The sequence below is a fragment of the Vreelandella sp. L-25 genome (genome assembly GCF_056857535.1).
The window spans coordinates 91,768-108,860 of record NZ_JBSXNH010000058.1; the positions used below are offsets into that span (position 1 = coordinate 91,768).

14 protein-coding genes and 4 tRNA genes are annotated in these 17,093 nt (G+C 58.0%); 15 read left to right on the forward strand and 3 right to left on the reverse strand.

Annotation, left to right across the window (positions count from 1 at the left end):
• Positions 1–3 precede the first annotated feature (3 nt).
• Together rapA and AC13CN_RS07030 are read right to left on the reverse strand one after the other, a co-directional pair.
• Positions 4–2,949 (reverse strand): RNA polymerase-associated protein RapA, encoded by a 2,946-nt coding sequence (gene rapA / locus AC13CN_RS07025; RefSeq protein WP_062363402.1) that lies wholly within the window; start codon positions 2,947–2,949, stop codon positions 4–6.
• Between the two features lie 113 nt (positions 2,950–3,062).
• Positions 3,063–3,866, reverse strand: a complete 804-nt coding sequence (locus AC13CN_RS07030) for a TlpA family protein disulfide reductase (protein ID WP_062363398.1) — start codon at positions 3,864–3,866, stop codon at positions 3,063–3,065.
• Positions 3,867–3,932: 66 nt separating this feature from the next.
• On the opposite strand from AC13CN_RS07030, the gene AC13CN_RS07035 reads away from it, so the two are divergent.
• Both AC13CN_RS07035 and AC13CN_RS07040 read left to right on the forward strand, forming a co-directional pair.
• On the forward strand, positions 3,933–4,181 hold the full coding sequence (locus tag AC13CN_RS07035) for a hypothetical protein (protein ID WP_058579851.1): 249 nt from the start codon (positions 3,933–3,935) through the stop codon (positions 4,179–4,181).
• Between the two features lie 147 nt (positions 4,182–4,328).
• Entirely contained in the window at positions 4,329–4,589 is a 261-nt protein-coding gene (locus tag AC13CN_RS07040) for a hypothetical protein (RefSeq protein ID WP_062373733.1), read from the forward strand.
• Positions 4,590–4,605: 16 nt separating this feature from the next.
• On the opposite strand, the gene typA is transcribed toward AC13CN_RS07040, so the two are convergent.
• Positions 4,606–6,432, reverse strand: coding sequence for a translational GTPase TypA (typA, locus tag AC13CN_RS07045; RefSeq protein WP_062362766.1), 1,827 nt, complete (start codon positions 6,430–6,432; stop codon positions 4,606–4,608).
• A gap of 163 nt (positions 6,433–6,595) precedes the next feature.
• On the opposite strand from typA, the gene AC13CN_RS07050 reads away from it, so the two are divergent.
• The 13 genes from AC13CN_RS07050 (at position 6,596) to rpoB (ending at position 17,093) form a co-directional block, all read left to right on the forward strand.
• Positions 6,596–7,579 (forward strand): biotin--[acetyl-CoA-carboxylase] ligase, encoded by a 984-nt coding sequence (locus tag AC13CN_RS07050; RefSeq protein WP_044628849.1) that lies wholly within the window; start codon positions 6,596–6,598, stop codon positions 7,577–7,579.
• Positions 7,576–8,415: a type III pantothenate kinase gene (locus tag AC13CN_RS07055; RefSeq protein WP_054644986.1), complete on the forward strand. Its 840-nt coding sequence runs from the start codon at positions 7,576–7,578 to the stop codon at positions 8,413–8,415. Before AC13CN_RS07050 ends, AC13CN_RS07055 begins: the two co-directional genes overlap by 4 nt.
• 127 nt (positions 8,416–8,542) lie before the next feature.
• Positions 8,543–8,626 (forward strand) — tRNA-Tyr (locus AC13CN_RS07060).
• A gap of 106 nt (positions 8,627–8,732) precedes the next feature.
• A tRNA-Gly gene (locus AC13CN_RS07065) sits at positions 8,733–8,806 on the forward strand.
• A gap of 14 nt (positions 8,807–8,820) precedes the next feature.
• A tRNA-Thr gene (locus tag AC13CN_RS07070) sits at positions 8,821–8,895 on the forward strand.
• A 147-nt stretch (positions 8,896–9,042) separates the two neighbouring features.
• Positions 9,043–9,118 (forward strand) — tRNA-Trp (locus AC13CN_RS07075).
• Between the two features lie 72 nt (positions 9,119–9,190).
• Positions 9,191–9,574 carry a preprotein translocase subunit SecE gene (gene secE / locus AC13CN_RS07080; RefSeq protein ID WP_044628847.1) on the forward strand — a complete coding sequence of 128 codons (384 nt, stop codon included), beginning with the start codon at positions 9,191–9,193 and terminating at the stop codon, positions 9,572–9,574.
• Positions 9,575–9,582: 8 nt separating this feature from the next.
• Positions 9,583–10,116 carry a transcription termination/antitermination protein NusG gene (gene nusG / locus AC13CN_RS07085; protein WP_062362764.1) on the forward strand — a complete coding sequence of 178 codons (534 nt, stop codon included), beginning with the start codon at positions 9,583–9,585 and terminating at the stop codon, positions 10,114–10,116.
• A 122-nt stretch (positions 10,117–10,238) separates the two neighbouring features.
• Positions 10,239–10,670, forward strand: coding sequence for a 50S ribosomal protein L11 (gene rplK / locus AC13CN_RS07090; protein ID WP_044628845.1), 432 nt, complete (start codon positions 10,239–10,241; stop codon positions 10,668–10,670).
• 2 nt (positions 10,671–10,672) lie between these two features.
• Positions 10,673–11,365: a 50S ribosomal protein L1 gene (gene rplA, locus AC13CN_RS07095; RefSeq protein WP_044628844.1), complete on the forward strand. Its 693-nt coding sequence runs from the start codon at positions 10,673–10,675 to the stop codon at positions 11,363–11,365.
• A gap of 299 nt (positions 11,366–11,664) precedes the next feature.
• Complete coding sequence (rplJ, locus tag AC13CN_RS07100) at positions 11,665–12,171, forward strand: 50S ribosomal protein L10 (RefSeq protein ID WP_044628843.1); 507 nt, start codon at positions 11,665–11,667, stop codon at positions 12,169–12,171.
• Between the two features lie 112 nt (positions 12,172–12,283).
• Positions 12,284–12,655 carry a 50S ribosomal protein L7/L12 gene (rplL, locus tag AC13CN_RS07105; RefSeq protein ID WP_054640897.1) on the forward strand — a complete coding sequence of 124 codons (372 nt, stop codon included), beginning with the start codon at positions 12,284–12,286 and terminating at the stop codon, positions 12,653–12,655.
• Positions 12,656–13,016: 361 nt separating this feature from the next.
• Positions 13,017–17,093 carry a DNA-directed RNA polymerase subunit beta gene (gene rpoB / locus AC13CN_RS07110; protein ID WP_253556838.1) on the forward strand — a complete coding sequence of 1,359 codons (4,077 nt, stop codon included), beginning with the start codon at positions 13,017–13,019 and terminating at the stop codon, positions 17,091–17,093.

Here is a 17,093-nt window from a genome sequence, read left to right on the forward strand (position 1 = left end):
GGTTTAAGCGTTCGGGTCGATGGTGATAATGACCCGTACGGAGTCAAGCCGCAGGCGGGTATTCTCAATCGCGTTGCTCAGTGCTTGGCGCTCCTGTTTCAGCGCTTCCAGCTCTTCGCTGCGTACTGCCGGATTGTGCTCTGCCAGCGCCGTCAGGCGGGCCAGCTCGGCATCCAGTTGGGCACGCATACGGGTTTCAGCGGCCTCAACAATGCTCGGCAGCTCCCGTTCGGCTTCGCCTTCCCCTTGGGTGAGGAGTTCGCGTAACTGGTCATGGCGGCTTTTGATCAAGTCCCGCGCCAGCGACTTGTTCACCTTCTGCAGATTTTTGCCCAGCCCGGTGAAGGAGATCTTGCTGGTCAGGTTAGCCCCTGATTCATCCAACAGTACCCGCACGGCGGTGGGTGGCAAAAAGCGGTTCAGGTGCAGCGATTTGGGTGCCGGGCAGTGGGTGCGGAACACCAGTTCCGCCATTAAGCGCCCGCTGGGGATCGCCGGGTGGCGCAGCAGCGCCAGCGCCGTGTTGCCCATGGTGCCGTCGAGAATACGGCCCATCATTTCGCGCAGCAGCGGGTGCTCCCAGGAGAGCCGCTGAACATCATCCCGCGCCAGCGCCTGAGCGCGGCTATAGGTGGCGGAAAAGCCCTCTTCGCCTTTGACCAGCCCCGGCAGGCCATCCAGCATGTGCTGGCTGGGCTGAAGGTAGAGCAGGCCATTGCCGATCTCCTGGCTATCGACGCCGAAGATATCCAGCGCGCGCTCCACGTAGCGGGGCAGCGCCGGGTCCTCGTCCAGCTCGCGTACCGCCTCAATCACCTGCTGTGCTCGTGCTGGGCGGCAAGCATTAAGCTCCAGCAGGCGGTTGCGACCCGCATCCCGCTCGGCGAGCTTGGCAGTGAACATCTCGCGCGTCTCTTCGATAATCTCGTCGAGCGCTTCATCGTCGAGCAGCGCATCGGCCAGGGCATCTCCAAAGGCATCGAACAGGTCGCTGCCCACCCCATGGGGCGCGCTGAACGCGTCCATGCCTTCGTGGTACCAGCGCAGCAAGCGCTCGCCGGGACTGCCGGTAAACGTAGGCACGTGCAGTTCGATGGCGTGGCGCTGGCCGATCCGGTCAAGGCGGCCAATACGCTGCTCTAGCTGGTCGGGGTGCTGCGGCATGTCGAACATGACCAAGTGGCGGCAGAACTGGAAGTTGCGCCCCTCGGAGCCTATCTCGGAACACACCAACACCTGGCAGCCATCCTCTTCATCGGCAAACGCGGCGGCGGCCCGGTCGCGCTCTATCAGTGACAGGCCTTCGTGGAAGACTGGCGCATGGTAGCCGCCCAAGACCCGCAGGCCCTCCGCGAGCCCTTCGGCGGTTTCGCGATGGTGGGCAATCACCAGCACTTTGTCGTTGGCAAAGCCGGATTCACTGTCGTCGCTGAGTTTTTCCAGCAGCCAGTTGACGCGTGGGTCGATATGCCACCAGGACTCGGTGTTCAGCGGATCGTTGCTTAACTCGCGGTACATGGCATCCGGGTAGATCAGTACATCCGGGTGGTCCATGCCGGTTTCGATCAGCAGCTCGTCCAAATAGTCGTCGTCGCGCTCCAGGCGGCGCAGCACGCGGCGGTAGGCCGACGGCAGTTCGAGCGGAGCTAAATGCAGGCGTCGCTCGGGGAAGCCGCCTACGTGACGGCGGCTGTTGCGGAACATCACGCGGCCGGTGCCGTGGCGGTCGAGCAGTGCATCGCGCAGCTGGGCGCGGGCGGCGTCCTGCTGCTCAGGGCTTGCCTCTGGGTGGCACAGCGTGGCGAGCAGCGCTTGGCTATCTCGGTCGTCGGCTACGGCGGCGACGCGTTCACGGGCGCTCGCGGTCTGGGGCAGTTCCTCGAGAGCATCGATGGCCTCGGCCACCGCCACGTAGTGCTGCTCCTCCTCTTTGAAGCGCTCGATATCGTGGTAGCGCTCGGCATCCAGCAGGCGCAGGCGCGCGAAGTGGCTCTCCAGCCCCATCTGTTCTGGCGTGGCGGTGAGCAGCAGCAAGCCCGGGATCTCAGAGGCGAGCTGTTCCACGCACTGGTAGCCGGGGCCGCTGCTTTCTGGGCTCCAGTCCAGGTGATGCGCTTCATCGACAATCAGCAGGTCGAAGCGGCTGGCCAGGGCTTGGTCCTGGCGATGAATGTTGGCGAACAGCCAGCCTTGGCTGGCCAGCACGAGCTGGGCGCTCTCGAACGGGTTGGTGCTGCCGTGGGCTTGGCTCTGGTGCTCGTCCAGCAGTGTCACGTTTAGTGAGAAACGGCGCAGCAGCTCTACCAGCCACTGGTGGGTCAGGCTGTCGGGCACCAGAATCAGCGCGCGCTCTACCCGGCCTGCCAGCAGCAGGCGGTGGAGAATCAAGCCCGCCTCAATGGTTTTGCCCAGGCCTACCTCGTCGGCCAGCAGTACCCGCGGCGCATGGCGTCCGGCCACTTCGTCGGCGATATAGAGCTGGTGGGGAATGAGATCAATACGCGGCCCAGCAAAGCCCAGCGCGCTGTGCTGCTCAATGCGCTGATAGTGGTGCAACGTACGAAAGCGCAGATCAAACCAGTCGTTACGGTCTACCTGACCGGTCAGCAGGCGGTCACGGGCTTGGTCAAACTGCATGGTGTCGGCCAGCTTCGCCTCAGGCAGTTCGCGCAGGTTGCCTTCGCTATCTTCACCAATGTAGGTGATCAGGCCGCGGGTCTCTTTGCTGTCATCAACGATCATCTGCCAGCCGTCGGCAGAGAGCACGCGGTCGCCGCTGCCGAACATGACGCGGGTGAGCGGTGCTTGACGGGTGTTGTAGGTGCGGGTTTCCTGGCTGGCACTGAACAAGATGGTAACGCTACGGGCGTCGCAGTTAAGCACGGTGCCGAGTCCAAGCTCAGCCTCGCCGTCGCTAATCCAGCGCTGGCCGGGAGAAAAATCGCTCATGATGCCTCGAGGAAGTCGTCAAAATCGGTCGTGCGCCGCTGGGCAGGTCACCAGTGGCAAACAGGGCGGGGGATTCTAACGCAAAGCAGCGGGGGTATTAAGGTCTATCGTGGTCAATCGCTTAACCAGCGCTCTAACTGCGCTCGAGTGAGCTCTCCCACATGAACGTCCAGCGTCTTGCCTGTCTGGTCAAATAGCACAGTAGTGGGGAGGCCTGGGGCTTGAAACTGGGCCATTAGGGTTTGCTGTGGGTCGCGCAACGGGTAGCGAAAGCTCAGCGACTGCTCGTCTAGGTAGCGTGCGATAGGTAGTAAGTCCTCGCCCTGATTGGCCACCACGACAGTAACGCCCTCGCGCTGGTCGGCCTCTTCCAGCAGCGGCATTTCACGCAGGCAGGGGGGACACCAGGTGGCCCATAAATTCACGATAATGAGCTCATCTTGATTCGTCAGCGAGGAGAGACTAACCGCGTTTCCATCGAGATCTTCCAGGGTGACGTCGGGCAGCGATGCCACGGCAAATTGCTGGCCTAGCGGGGCCAGCGTGACCAACACTAACCAGAGGCTAACGGCCCCCACCGTCATGGCGAGTCCGCCGATCATCGCCAGCAGACGTGCACGCAGCGTCCAGGCGGTCCACAGTAAACCGGCAAGTAGCCCACCAAGCGCGTGATAGCCCGGTTGCCATACCTTCAGGGCGTCGAGTGGGGTGGCGCTGTAGCTCTCCCAGTTGAAGGCCACAAACGTGACGCGCGCTGCTAATAGCCACACCACCAGCAAGCCATTAAACCAGCGGCCATGCTGCTTGGTAGACAGCCCCAGCAGGAAGCGGCTGCTTAATAAAAGCAGCAGTGCACAGCCAAACGCATAGAGGCGGGGAGTGGAAATCAGCAGTGGACCGAGAGCAATGGCATTCATAGTCGTTCCGATAAGCAGGTACACTGGGCAACCATACCATGCACGCTTCACATGACGGAGATGTCGATGCCGCAATCCTCTTTTGACACCCTGCGCGCCCTGGCCATAGGTACCCAGGCACTTGGCCTGGCGCTCATCATTACCCTCGAAACCGTCCTCGGCGACGCCGCACGCCCCTGGCAGGGCGGTGTGCTGGCCGCTATGGTGGCGTGTGCACTGGTCATTGCGCTGGTGCGTATGTACCGCAACAAGCGCCGCCAGAAGCGCTTGGCAGAGCGACTCGACGCGTCGGCGTCAGAAAACCACGAGCGTTAGAAACCGTTGCTTGTGTTTTTGGCGCGACGGTTCCAGATTAAGCCCGGCTTATTCATGAGGCCGGCCTGATAACGAAGATAGCGAATGGTATTCTCTTGAAAATTCAGTGTGTTCCGCCAAGAACCTGAACCAAGAGAGCCATCCGCTATGGGTGAAAGCCTATCCATCTGGACGCCCTCATGCAACGGCGATGCACGCGGCATGACGCCCCTGGTCCAGGACCGGCCGTCTCAAGCCACGCTGTCGCGGCTGCTTGGACGGCCGCAATTGATTCCAAAGAGCTATAAGAAAGCGGGAAAATTCCAGCGTTTTGGCATTACTCAACAGCCACTCGCGCTGAAGATGCGAATCCTGATAAGCAATGCCAACAGCCAGTACCTTCAGACCGCTCAATCAGCGCCCTCGTGAATGAGGCGGGGTTAGCTTACTTTTTGCTAGCGCGCTTACGCTCGTTTTCGGTCAGGTGCTTCTTGCGCAGGCGGATGTGGCTGGGCGTGACTTCTACCAGCTCATCGGAGTCCAGGAACTCGATGGCTTGCTCAAGGGTAAACTTGATCGGCGGCGTTAGAACGATGTTCTCATCGTTACCGGTAGAGCGCATGTTATCGAGCTTTTTACCCTTGGTCGGGTTCACCACCATGTCGTTGGCACGGTTGTTAATACCGATCAGCATGCCCTCGTACACTTCGGTCGCGTGGTCGATGATGAGCTTGCCGCGCTCCTGAAGGGCGTACAGTGCGTAAGCCAGCGCTTTACCGCCTACCATAGACACCAGCACGCCGTTACGACGCTCGATAGACGCATCGGGCTTCAGCGGGCCGTAGTGGTCAAAACGGCTGGTCAGGATGCCGGTGCCGGAAGTTAGCGTCAGGAACTGGCCACGGAAACCGATCAAGCCACGCGCCGGGATAATGAAGTCCAAACGAACTCGGCCTTTACCATCCGGGTTCATGTTGGTCATCTCACCTTTACGGTAGCCAAGCTCTTCCATGATGGAGCCCTGGTGCTGTTCTTCACAGTCGATGATGACTTCTTCGTAGGGCTCTTGCTTAACACCGTCGATCTCTTTGATGATAACTTCCGGACGGCCAACGGCCAGCTCGAAGCCTTCACGACGCATGGTTTCGATCAGTACCGACAGGTGCAGTTCGCCACGGCCAGAGACTTTGAATTTCTCGGGTGTTTCGCCTTGCTCGACGCGCAGGGCGACGTTGTGAATCAGTTCCTGCTCCAGACGATCTTTGATGTTACGGCTGGTGACGAACTTGCCATCTTTACCCGCGAATGGCGAGTCGTTGACCTGGAAGGTCATAGAAACGGTCGGCTCATCAACAGACAGCGGCGGCAGCGCTTCAACGGCGCTCGGGTCACACAGAGTGTCCGAGATGGCCAGGTCTTCGATGCCTGTGATGCATACGATATCGCCAGCGGTGGCTTCGGTGGTTTGAACTCGCTCAAGGCCCATGTGGGTCATGACCTGACCGATTTTGCCTTTCCGAGTCGTACCATCAACACTGATGACTGAAATCTGCTGGTTAGGCTTCACAGAACCGCGCTTAATGCGGCCAAGACCGATAACGCCGACGTAGCTGTTGTAGTCCAGGGCAGAAATCTGCATCTGGAAGGGGCCATCTACTTCAACTTTCGGTGGCTCAACGATGTCCACAATCGCTTGGAACATCGGATCCATGTTGTCGGCCAGCGCTTCCGGATCCATACCAGCAATACCGTTCAGCGCCGAGCAGTAGATAATCGGGAAATCGAGCTGTTCGTCAGTGGCACCCAGGTTGTCGAACAGATCAAAAATCTGGTCGATAACCCAATCAGGGCGTGCACCGGGGCGGTCGATTTTGTTAACCACCACGATCGGCTTCAGGCCCTGGGAGAAGGCTTTTTGTGTCACGAAGCGGGTTTGCGGCATCGGGCCGTCTACGGCGTCAACCAGCAGTAGAACCGAGTCCACCATGGACATAACACGCTCAACTTCGCCACCGAAGTCGGCGTGCCCAGGGGTGTCCACGATGTTGATGTGGTAGCCCGTACCATTACCATCCTGCCACTGAATAGCGGTGTTTTTGGCCAGGATGGTAATACCACGCTCCTTCTCCTGGTCATTAGAGTCCATGATACGCTCTTGGCCTTCGGCCTTACGGTCGAGCGTGCCGGACTGGCTTAACAGTTTGTCTACCAAGGTAGTTTTACCGTGGTCAACGTGGGCGATGATGGCAATGTTGCGAAGATTCTCGATCACGACGCGATCCTGCTGGAAAAATAGGGCGGCATTATAGGGTCTGGGGGTGGTCCACTACCAGCGCTGTCTTAAATAAAGCAGCAAGTCAATAACCTAAACGCGGCAGTTTTCGCTGTTGTGGCGCTTCCGTTAAGATAGGCGTTTTCCCAGTTGGGGCAAGCACATGACCATCGGTAACCTGATGCGTTTGTTAAGCGATGGCGAGGTTCATTCCGGTGAACAATTAGGCGAAGCGCTGGGCGTTTCCCGAGCCGCCGTGTGGAAACAGCTAAAAAAATTAGAGGCGCTGGGCGTAGAGCTGGTCGCTGTGAAAGGGCGTGGCTACCGGTTGGCTCACCCGTTAGAGCCGCTGGATGGCGCCAAAATCGTCGAGCGGCTGCCCGCCGATGCCCGCCACCTGCTGGCGCGACTGTTCGTGGAAGATCAGCTTCCTTCAAGCAACGAATACCTGCGCGAGCGCTTCTCTCAAGGGGCAGGGCATGGCGAGGTCTGCTTCGTCGAGCTGCAAACGGCTGGGCGTGGCCGCCGTGGCCGGGTGTGGTCGACGCCCTGGGGGCAGAGCCTCATGGTGTCAATGGGCTGGCGCTTCGAATCAGGTATCAATGCTCTGGAGGGGTTAAGCCTGGCGGTGGGTGTGGTGGTCTCTCAGGTGCTTGAGCAGTATGGCGTATCGCCCAAACTAAAGTGGCCGAACGATGTGCTACTAGCCGAGCAGGGCAGCGAGCTTGGTAAGTTAGCCGGTATTTTGATTGAAGTGACCGGTGATGCGGCAGGCCCTTGTGAAGTAGTGATTGGCATGGGCATGAACCTGTCGCTACCGGATAGCCTGCGGGCCACCATTGACCAGCCGGTGGCGGCGCTGTTTGATGCCAAGGCAGGTATTTCCCGCAACCAGTTGGCTGCCGATATGGTGTCGGGGCTGTTGGGTATGCTGGCGGGCTTTGAAAACAGTGGCTTTGCGCCTTGGCTTGATGCGTGGAATCAGCGCCATGCTTATGCAGGCCTACCCATCCGAGTGATTCAAGGTGAGCGCTCAAGCGATGCTGTGGCGGGAGATGTGGATGAGAGTGGTAACCTGTGGGTTACTGAAAACGGTCACTCGCGACGCCTATCGGGCGGTGAGATCAGCGTACGTAGGCGCCTATGATTTTGGATTTGGATATCGGCAACACGCTGTCGAAATGGCGGCTTAAAGATGCCGAGAGCAGTGAGATCCGCTCGCGAGGTGCCGTGTGGACACGGGAGGAGTGGCGCCCGGGGGCGGATATTCCCGACCTGGATGTCGTCGAAGCCGTGCGGATATCCAGTGTAGCCAGGGCCGCTGTGCTGGATGAGACTGTGACGTTGCTACGCCGTCAGGTGCGTCACGTTTATGTGGCGCGCTCAACGCCAGAAGCGCTCGGCGTGGTCAATGGTTATGAAGAGCCGGGCCGGTTGGGCGTTGACCGCTGGATGGGGGCGCTGGCGGGCTACCAGCTGGCGGGTGGTTGCTGCGCGGTGGATTGCGGTAGCGCCATTACCATTGACTTCGTACTACCTGGCGGTGTGCACCTGGGTGGTTTCATTATTCCCGGCCTGCGGCTCATGAAAGAGAGCCTGAAGCTAGGAACGCGCAACGTCGCCATCGACCCGGAAAGCGAAGCCGATGCATTGCTAGAGCCAGGGCGGCGCACGGTGGATGCGGTGAATCACGGTATCTATATGGCGGCCGTCAGTGCGATTAACCGTATCTATAGCGAAGTGTGTGACCAGCAGGGGGTGGCGCTACCAGTGCTGCTCACCGGTGGTGATGCCAGAGTCGTTTCCCGCGGTGTGCAGGTGCCCCATGCGGTATGGCCCGATATGGTATATGGCGGGCTTGAGGCCAGTTTTCCGCTCACCTTTGCCGAACGGGCGGGCAAGATGTCAGGTGCTCCTCGGGTTCCAGAGCCGGTATCATTAGAAAAAATTCGCGCAGGCCTTGCATTCTCGATGCTGCTTTGACAGAATGCAGCGCGTTCCAGAGCGGAAGCTGCGCTTGAGAAGGCGTTGCATCCAGCAGGCTTTGATAAATAAAGAGTTTGCAGGCTTGACACCGTTTTGGAGGCTGGCATAATGTGCCGCCACAGCTGGAGAGGTTCCCGAGTGGCCAAAGGGAGCAGACTGTAAATCTGCCGCGAAAGCTTCGAAGGTTCGAATCCTTCCCTCTCCACCAGATTGAGCAGGCGTTGAGCTAGTCAGCGTCTGGGAATGAAACGCCGGTAAGCGGGCATTAGCTACTGTTACTCGTGCAGCGGATTGTCATTCTATAGGCAAGTTCGGCGGGCGTAGTTCAATGGTAGAACCTCAGCCTTCCAAGCTGATGGTGCGGGTTCGATTCCCGCCGCCCGCTCCAGTTTGATGTGTTTGGCTCATGTAGCTCAGGGGTAGAGCACACCCTTGGTAAGGGTGAGGTCGACGGTTCAATTCCGTCCATGAGCTCCATATTGCGAAGAAGGCGAGCGATGCTCGCTTTTTTTGTCTCTGCCCTCCGGTGGTTTGGGGGTGAAAGTAAGGGTTGTCAGGCGGAGGTTTCTCCGCTATTATGGCGCCCGCTGTTGCGTAGGCGTTTGCTTGCGCGCATGACGATACAGGCCAGTAGCTCAATTGGCAGAGCAGCGGTCTCCAAAACCGCAGGTTGGGGGTTCGATTCCCTCCTGGCCTGCCAGCCTTCCCCAGGTTGGTATGTCTTTTCTAGAATTCCTTTGTCGCTCGCTGCACCCTTAGGAGTCTCGTTTTTATGAAGCCTAGTTCCGTAAAACATGGCGCAGAGGTGCAACGGACGCGCCATGACGGGCTCAAGTGGGCGGCGGTTGTGGCGCTGCTTGTCGTTGCAGTCGTTGGTAATACCTATTTCGCCGATATTGGTCTGCTCTACCGCGTCTTGGGTGTGGTGGTGTTGTGTGCGCTTGCTGGTTTGATCGCCTTAACAACCACAAAAGGTCGCGATTTAGTTGAGCTTGCCATAAGCGCCAAGAAAGAGATTCAGCGCGTTGTATGGCCGACCCGTCCTGAAACCATTCAGACAACCGCCATTGTGCTGGTAGCTGTGCTGGTGGTGGGTCTGATGCTGTGGTTGATCGATACTCTTCTTGGCTGGGCGATGTCCGGCGTCATTGGTTAGGAGCATTCATGTCCAAACGTTGGTACGTCGTCCACGCTTATTCCGGCTTCGAAAAGCATGTCATGCGCTCGCTTATCGAGCGTGTGAAGATGTACGGCATGGAAGATCGCTTTGGCGAGATCCTGGTGCCGACGGAAGAAGTGGTTGAGATGCGTGACGGCAAGCGTCGCAAGAGTGAGCGTAAGTTCTATCCGGGCTACGTGTTAGTCGAGATGGAAATGGATGATGAAACTTGGCACCTGGTGAATGAGACGCCGCGTGTCATGGGGTTCATTGGCGGCACCAAAGAGAAGCCCGCTGCGATTACCTCACGCGAAGCAGAGGCGATCTTGCGTCGTGTCAAAGATGGTACCGACAAGCCGCGTCCCAAGACCATGTTCGAGCCGGGTCAGTCCGTCCGTGTCATCGATGGTCCGTTTGCTGACTTCAACGGTGTCGTTGAAGAGGTGAACTATGACAAGAGCCGCCTGCAGGTCAGCGTGCTGATCTTTGGGCGAGCAACGCCTGTGGAACTCGAATTCTCGCAGGTTGAAAAAGAGTAATCTCAAAATGTTGCAGGCTGGTGTCCTATGCGCGCCAGTCTGGATTCATGTAAAGCAGCCCAGCGCTGCTTTACGCGTACCGGGGAGCCGTCAGGCGCTATCACCCAACTGGAGTATTTACCATGGCCAAGAAAGTACAGGCTTACATCAAACTGCAGGTTGCTGCAGGTAAAGCCAACCCGAGTCCGCCCGTAGGCCCCGCGCTGGGTCAGCACGGTGTGAACATCATGGAATTCTGTAAGGCGTTTAACGCTGCCACTCAAGAGATTGAGCCGGGCCTGCCGACGCCTGTCGTGATCACTGTCTACTCTGACCGTAGCTTCACGTTCGTCACCAAGACACCGCCGGCTGCCGTTCTGCTGAAAAAAGCAGCGGGTATCAAGTCTGGTTCTGGTGAGCCGAACAAGAAGAAGGTTGGTACCGTGACTCGCGAGCAGCTCGAAGAGATCGCCAAGACCAAAGAGCCGGATATAACGGCGGCTGATCTCGACGCCGCGGTGCGCACCATCGCTGGCAGCGCTCGTAGCATGGGCTTAAACGTGGAGGGTCTCTGATCATGGCTAAATTGTCTAAGCGCGCGAAAGTGATTCGCGAGAAAGTAGACCCGAACAAAGCGTACTCTCTGGAAGAAGCCGTGTCGCTGCTTTCCGAGCTGTCCACGGTCAAATTCAAAGAGTCTCTGGATGTGGCGATCAACCTGGGTGTTGATCCACGTAAATCTGACCAGGTTGTGCGTGGCGCCACCGTTATGCCTAACGGTACCGGCAAAGACGTACGCGTAGCCGTCTTCACCCAGGGTGCGAATGCCGACGCTGCTAAAGAAGCCGGTGCTGACATCGTGGGCATGGACGATCTGGCTGAGCAAGTCAAAAAAGGCCAGATGGACTTCGACGTGGTCATTGCTTCTCCGGATGCAATGCGCGTTGTGGGTCAGCTGGGTCAGATTCTTGGTCCGCGTGGCCTGATGCCGAACCCGAAAGTGGGCACCGTAACGCCCGACGTGGCAACTGCGGTCAAGAACGCCAAAGCGGGTCAGGTGCGTTTCCGTACCGACAAAAACGGCATCATCCACACTACCCTGGGTAAAGTGGGTTTTGACGCGGTGTCCGTTCAGGGCAACTTGGAAGCACTGGTAGCTGACCTGAAGAAGCTCAAGCCGAGCTCCTCCAAAGGCGTCTACTTTAAGAAAATTACCCTGTCCACTACCATGGGCCCGGGTTTGACCATCGACCACTCTGCGCTGGTATAAGCGAGTCGTCGGCAGGTTTTAGTAAGTACCGAGCAAGAACTTTGCGGTCCCTCGCTAGGTAGTTAGTCGAGCGAGGCGCCGTCAAAGACCGCAGGTGCCGCCTTGTCTTTTGAAGATTGGGCGGCTTAATCGCCCTAGAGCGCCTGCGCAGATGGTGTGGCCGCCAGTTGGTTAACGCTTTTCGCAAGCCGCTTTCTGGTGAGCACCATCCCCTAAGGCTTCCAAGGCCAGCAGTATGCCTTGGAAGAGATGGTAACCACCGGAGCCTTGATGGGTTCCGGCACGAAGGAGTGATCACTGTGCCACTAGCACTTGAAGGCAAGAAAGCGATTGTTGCCGAGGTCAGTGAAGCGGCCAAGGGCGCACTCTCCGTCGTAGTTGCCGATTCTCGTGGTGTTACGGTCAGCAAAATGACCGATCTGCGTAAGCAGGCCCGCGAAAACGGTGTAGAGCTTCGTGTTGTTCGTAACACGCTGGCTCGCCGCGCACTCGAAGGCACTCAGTGGGAGTGTCTGAACGAGAGCTTTGTTGGTCCTACTCTGTTGGCTTTCTCTACTGAACACCCGGGCGCTGCTGCTCGTCTGTTCAAAGAGTTCGCTAAAGACGAGAAGAACTTCGAAGTTAAGGCGTTGGCCTACGAAGGTGAGCTGATTCCGGCTGCTGACATCGATCGTCTGGCAACCCTGCCGACTTACGACGAGGCAATTGCCAAGTTGATGTCGGTAATGAAAGAAGCCTCCGCTGGCAAGCTGGTTCGTACTCTGGCCGCCCTGCGCGACCAGAAGCAAGAAGCCGAAGCTGCCTAAGCAGTGTTTCTTGCAGGCGGCGTGAACGATGTGATCGGTACGCTGCCTGAACCAAGCAATGAACCCCGAGTCCTCGGCTGACCGAGACTCCCGCAAAGTTAGGAATGAAACAATGGCACTGTCCAAAGACGATATCATCAATGCTGTAGCCGACATGTCCGTAATGGAAGTTGTTGAGCTGATCGAAGCAATGGAAGAGAAATTCGGCGTTTCTGCAGCGGCAGCCGTTATGGCTGGCCCGGCTGGCGGCGGCGAAGCAGCTGCTGAAGAGCAGACTGAATTTGATCTGGTACTGGCTTCTGCTGGTGACAAGAAAGTTAACGTCATCAAAGCTGTTCGTGAAATCACCGGTCTTGGCCTGAAAGAAGCCAAAGGTGCCGTTGACGGCGCGCCGGCGACCATCAAAGAAGCGATGTCTAAAGACGACGCTGAAGCAGCTAAGAAGAAGCTGGAAGAAGCGGGCGCAACCGTCGAGCTCAAGTAATCCTTGTGCTGATGGCTTTACGCGCTGCGTAAGCTTCCACGGCTGGCGGCGGGCTATCCCGCTGCCGGCCTTTTTCTGTTGTAATATGCTGCAAGGCAACAGCAGAAGCGCTGCGGTAAAAAGCAGCAAAACAGTAAGACCGTTGTTGTGAAGCGTACGTTGTTGTAACGCGTCAGTTGTGAAGCGCGAGTGATGTTGGCAAGCGACAGCAAAGCGCGAACAGCACTACTGTAACACTGTTATCTATCAAGATTTTTGACGGCGAGCTACCGATTTAGGAGCTTGCTGTCTGCGTCTGAAACGCCCGCGGGGCAGATGACCACGCATCGGTCACCCATGGTGAACAAGCTGGGGAATACAGATGGCTTACTCATATACTGAGAAAAAACGCATCCGCAAGGATTTCGGCAAACTGCCCCAAGTGATGGATGTGCCTTACTTGCTGGCCATCCAGCTTGATTCCTACTACGACTTTCTCCAGCAGGATCGTTCGCCCGACGAGCGCCACGAGGTTGGCCTGCACGCGGCGTTCAAGTCCGTGTTCCCGATCGAGAGCTTCTCCGGCAATGCGGCCCTGGAATACGTCAGCTACCGTTTCGGTACGCCAGCGTTCGATGTCAAAGAGTGTCAGCTGCGTGGCGTGACCTACTCCGCTCCGCTGCGTGTCAAGGTTCGCTTGATCATCTACGATCGCGACTCTTCGAACAAGGCCATCAAAGACATCAAAGAGCAGGAAGTCTACATGGGGGAGATCCCCCTGATGACCGAGAACGGTACCTTCGTCATCAACGGTACTGAGCGGGTTATCGTTTCTCAGCTCCACCGTTCGCCCGGTGTGTTCTTCGATCACGACAAAGGCAAGAGCCACTCCTCAGGCAAGTTGCTCTACTCTGCTCGCGTGATTCCTTACCGTGGCTCTTGGCTCGACTTCGAGTTCGACCCGAAAGACAACGTCTTCGTGCGTATCGACCGCCGCCGCAAACTGCCGGCCTCGGTACTGATGCGTGCGCTGGGTATGAGCACCGAAGAGATCCTGGCTGAGTTCTTCGAAACCAGCAAATTCCACATCGAGAAGACCGGCTTCTTTGTGGAGCTGGTGCCATCACGCCTGCGCGGTGAAACGGCCACGTTCGACATCAAAGATGGCGAAGGCAGCGTCATCGTCGAAGAGGGTCGCCGGATCACTCAGAAGCACATTCGTCAGCTTGAAAAAGCCGGCCTTGAGCGTCTGGAAGTGCCGATGGAGTATCTGTTCGGCAAAACGCTGGCCAAAGACCAAATCGATACCAAAACCGGTGAGCTGATCTGCCCGTGTAACACGGAAATCACTCCGGAAGTCCTCGAGCGTATGGCGCAGGGCGGTATCACGCATATCGAAACCCTCTACACCAACGACCTCGACTGCGGTTCGTTCATTTCCGACACTCTGAAGCTGGATACCACCGGCTCTCAGTTGGAAGCGCTTGTCGAGATCTACCGCATGATGCGTCCCGGCGAGCCGCCCACCAAAGAGGCTGCCGAGACGCTGTTCCATAACCTGTTCTTCACCGAAGACCGCTACGACCTGTCGGGCGTTGGTCGGATGAAGTTCAATCGTCGCCTGCGTCGTGAAAGCGACACCGGCTCCGGCGTGCTGGATCGCAAGGACATCCTCGATGTCCTGCGTGAGCTGATCAATATCCGTAACGGCTTCGGCGACGTGGACGATATCGATCACCTGGGTAACCGTCGTATTCGCTGCGTGGGCGAAATGGCCGAGAACCAGTTCCGCGTCGGTCTGGTGCGTGTCGAGCGTGCGGTGAAAGAGCGTCTTTCCATGGCGGAAAGCGAAGGCCTGATGCCGCAAGACCTGATCAACGCCAAGCCAGTTGCGGCAGCGGTGAAAGAGTTCTTCGGCTCCAGCCAGCTGTCTCAGTTTATGGACCAGAACAACCCGCTGTCTGAGGTGACCCACAAGCGTCGTGTGTCTGCACTCGGCCCGGGTGGTCTGACCCGTGAGCGTGCAGGCTTCGAAGTACGTGACGTTCACGCCACGCACTACGGCCGCCTGTGCCCAATCGAAACGCCGGAAGGCCCGAACATCGGTCTGATCAACTCGCTGGCAACGTACAGTCATACCAATAGCTACGGCTTCTTGGAAACACCGTATCGCAAAGTGAATGCCTGCCAGGTCACTGACGATATCGTGCACTTGTCAGCGATTGAGGAAGGTGACTTCGTTATCGCCCAGGCGTCTGCGGCGGTTGACGAGTCCGGCAAGCTGATTGATGACCTGGTACAGGTACGCCACCGCGGTGAGACCACCTTTATGCGTCCTGAGCAGGTGACGCTGATGGACGTGTCTCCGCGTCAGGTTGTATCTGTCGCAGCGGCCCTGATCCCGTTCCTGGAGCACGATGATGCCAACCGCGCCTTGATGGGGGCGAACATGCAGCGTCAGGCCGTTCCGACCCTGCGTGCCGACAAGCCGCTGGTCGGTACCGGCATGGAGCGTTTCGTTGCCCGTGACTCCGGCGTCTGTGCCGTGGCGCGTCGTGGCGGCGTAATCGACTCGGTGGACGCACGTCGTGTGGTGGTACGGGTCAATGAAGATGAAATCATCGGCGGCGAAGCCGGGGTGGATATCTACAACCTGACCAAGTACACCCGTTCGAACCAGAACACCTGCATGAACCAGCGCCCCATCGTGCGCCCTGGTGACAACGTTGCCCGTGGCGATATTCTGGCCGATGGCCCGTCTGTCGACATGGGCGACCTAGCGCTTGGCCAGAACATGCGTATCGCGTTCATGCCCTGGAACGGCTACAACTTCGAGGACTCCATCCTGCTCTCTGAGCGTGTGGTTCAAGAAGACCGTTTCACCACCATCCACATCCAGGAACTGACCTGCGTGTCTCGCGACACCAAGTTAGGGCCGGAAGAGATTACCTCTGATATTCCCAATGTCGGTGAATCCGCACTGGGTAAACTGGACGAGGCGGGCGTTGTGTACATCGGCGCTGAAGTTGGCCCCGGTGACATTCTGGTCGGTAAGGTAACACCGAAAGGTGAAACCCAGCTGACGCCCGAAGAGAAGCTGCTGCGTGCCATCTTCGGTGAGAAAGCGTCTGACGTTAAAGATACTTCCCTGCGTGCCCCGACCGGCATGAAAGGTACGGTTATCGACGTTCAGGTGTTTACTCGTGACGGCGTTGAGAAAGACTCCCGTGCGCTCTCCATCGAGCAGATGCAGCTGGACGAAGTGCGCAAGGATCTTCAGGAAACCTACCGTATTGCCGAAGACGCAACCTTTGAGCGTCTGAAGCGTACGCTGGAAGGTCAGGCCGTCAACGGTGGCCCGAACCTGAAGAAAGGCGACGTGCTGGACGAGGATTACCTCGACGAACTGCCGCGTCAGCAGTGGTTCAAACTGCGCATGCAGGATGAAGCCTACAACGAGCTACTGGCCCAGGCCGACGAACAGCTTGAGAACCGCCGTAAAGAGATGGACGAGCGTTTCGAAGATAAGAAGCGCAAGCTGACCCAGGGCGACGACCTCGCACCGGGCGTGCTGAAAATCGTCAAAGTCTATATGGCGGTCAAGCGTCGCATTCAGCCCGGTGACAAGATGGCCGGTCGTCACGGTAACAAAGGTGTTATCTCTGCGATCATGCCCATCGAAGACATGCCGTTCGACGAGAAGGGCGAGCCGGTGGACGTGGTGCTGAACCCGCTGGGCGTACCGTCGCGTATGAACGTCGGTCAGATCCTGGAAACTCACCTGGGTATGGCGGCACGTGGTCTCGGGGTCAAGATTGACGCCATGCTGCGCGACGCCCGCGGTCAGCAGGTTGCTGAAATTCGCGACTTCCTGGGTCAGGTGTATAACACGCCCGGTACCCGCGTTGAGGATATCGACTCGCTGACCGATGACGAAGTCATCGCGCTGGCGAAGAACCTAAAGGGCGGTGTGCCGATGGCCACGCCGGTGTTCGACGGTGCCAAAGAGCACGAAATCAAGCACCTGCTGAAGCTGGCGGACATTCCGGAGTCGGGCCAAATGACGCTGTACGATGGCCGTACCGGCGATGCGTTTGACCGTCCGGTGACCGTTGGCTACATGTACATGCTGAAGCTCAACCACCTGGTAGACGATAAGATGCACGCGCGTTCTACCGGTTCTTACTCGCTTGTTACGCAGCAGCCGCTGGGTGGTAAGGCGCAGTTCGGTGGTCAGCGCTTTGGTGAGATGGAAGTGTGGGCGCTGGAAGCCTATGGCGCCGCGTACACGCTGCAAGAGATGCTCACCGTCAAGTCGGACGACGTCGAAGGCCGCACCAAGATGTACAAGAACATCGTGGATGGCGACCACACCATGCAGGCAGGCATGCCGGAATCCTTCAACGTACTCGTGAAGGAAATCCGCTCGCTGGGCATCGATATCGAGTTAGAGAGCTAG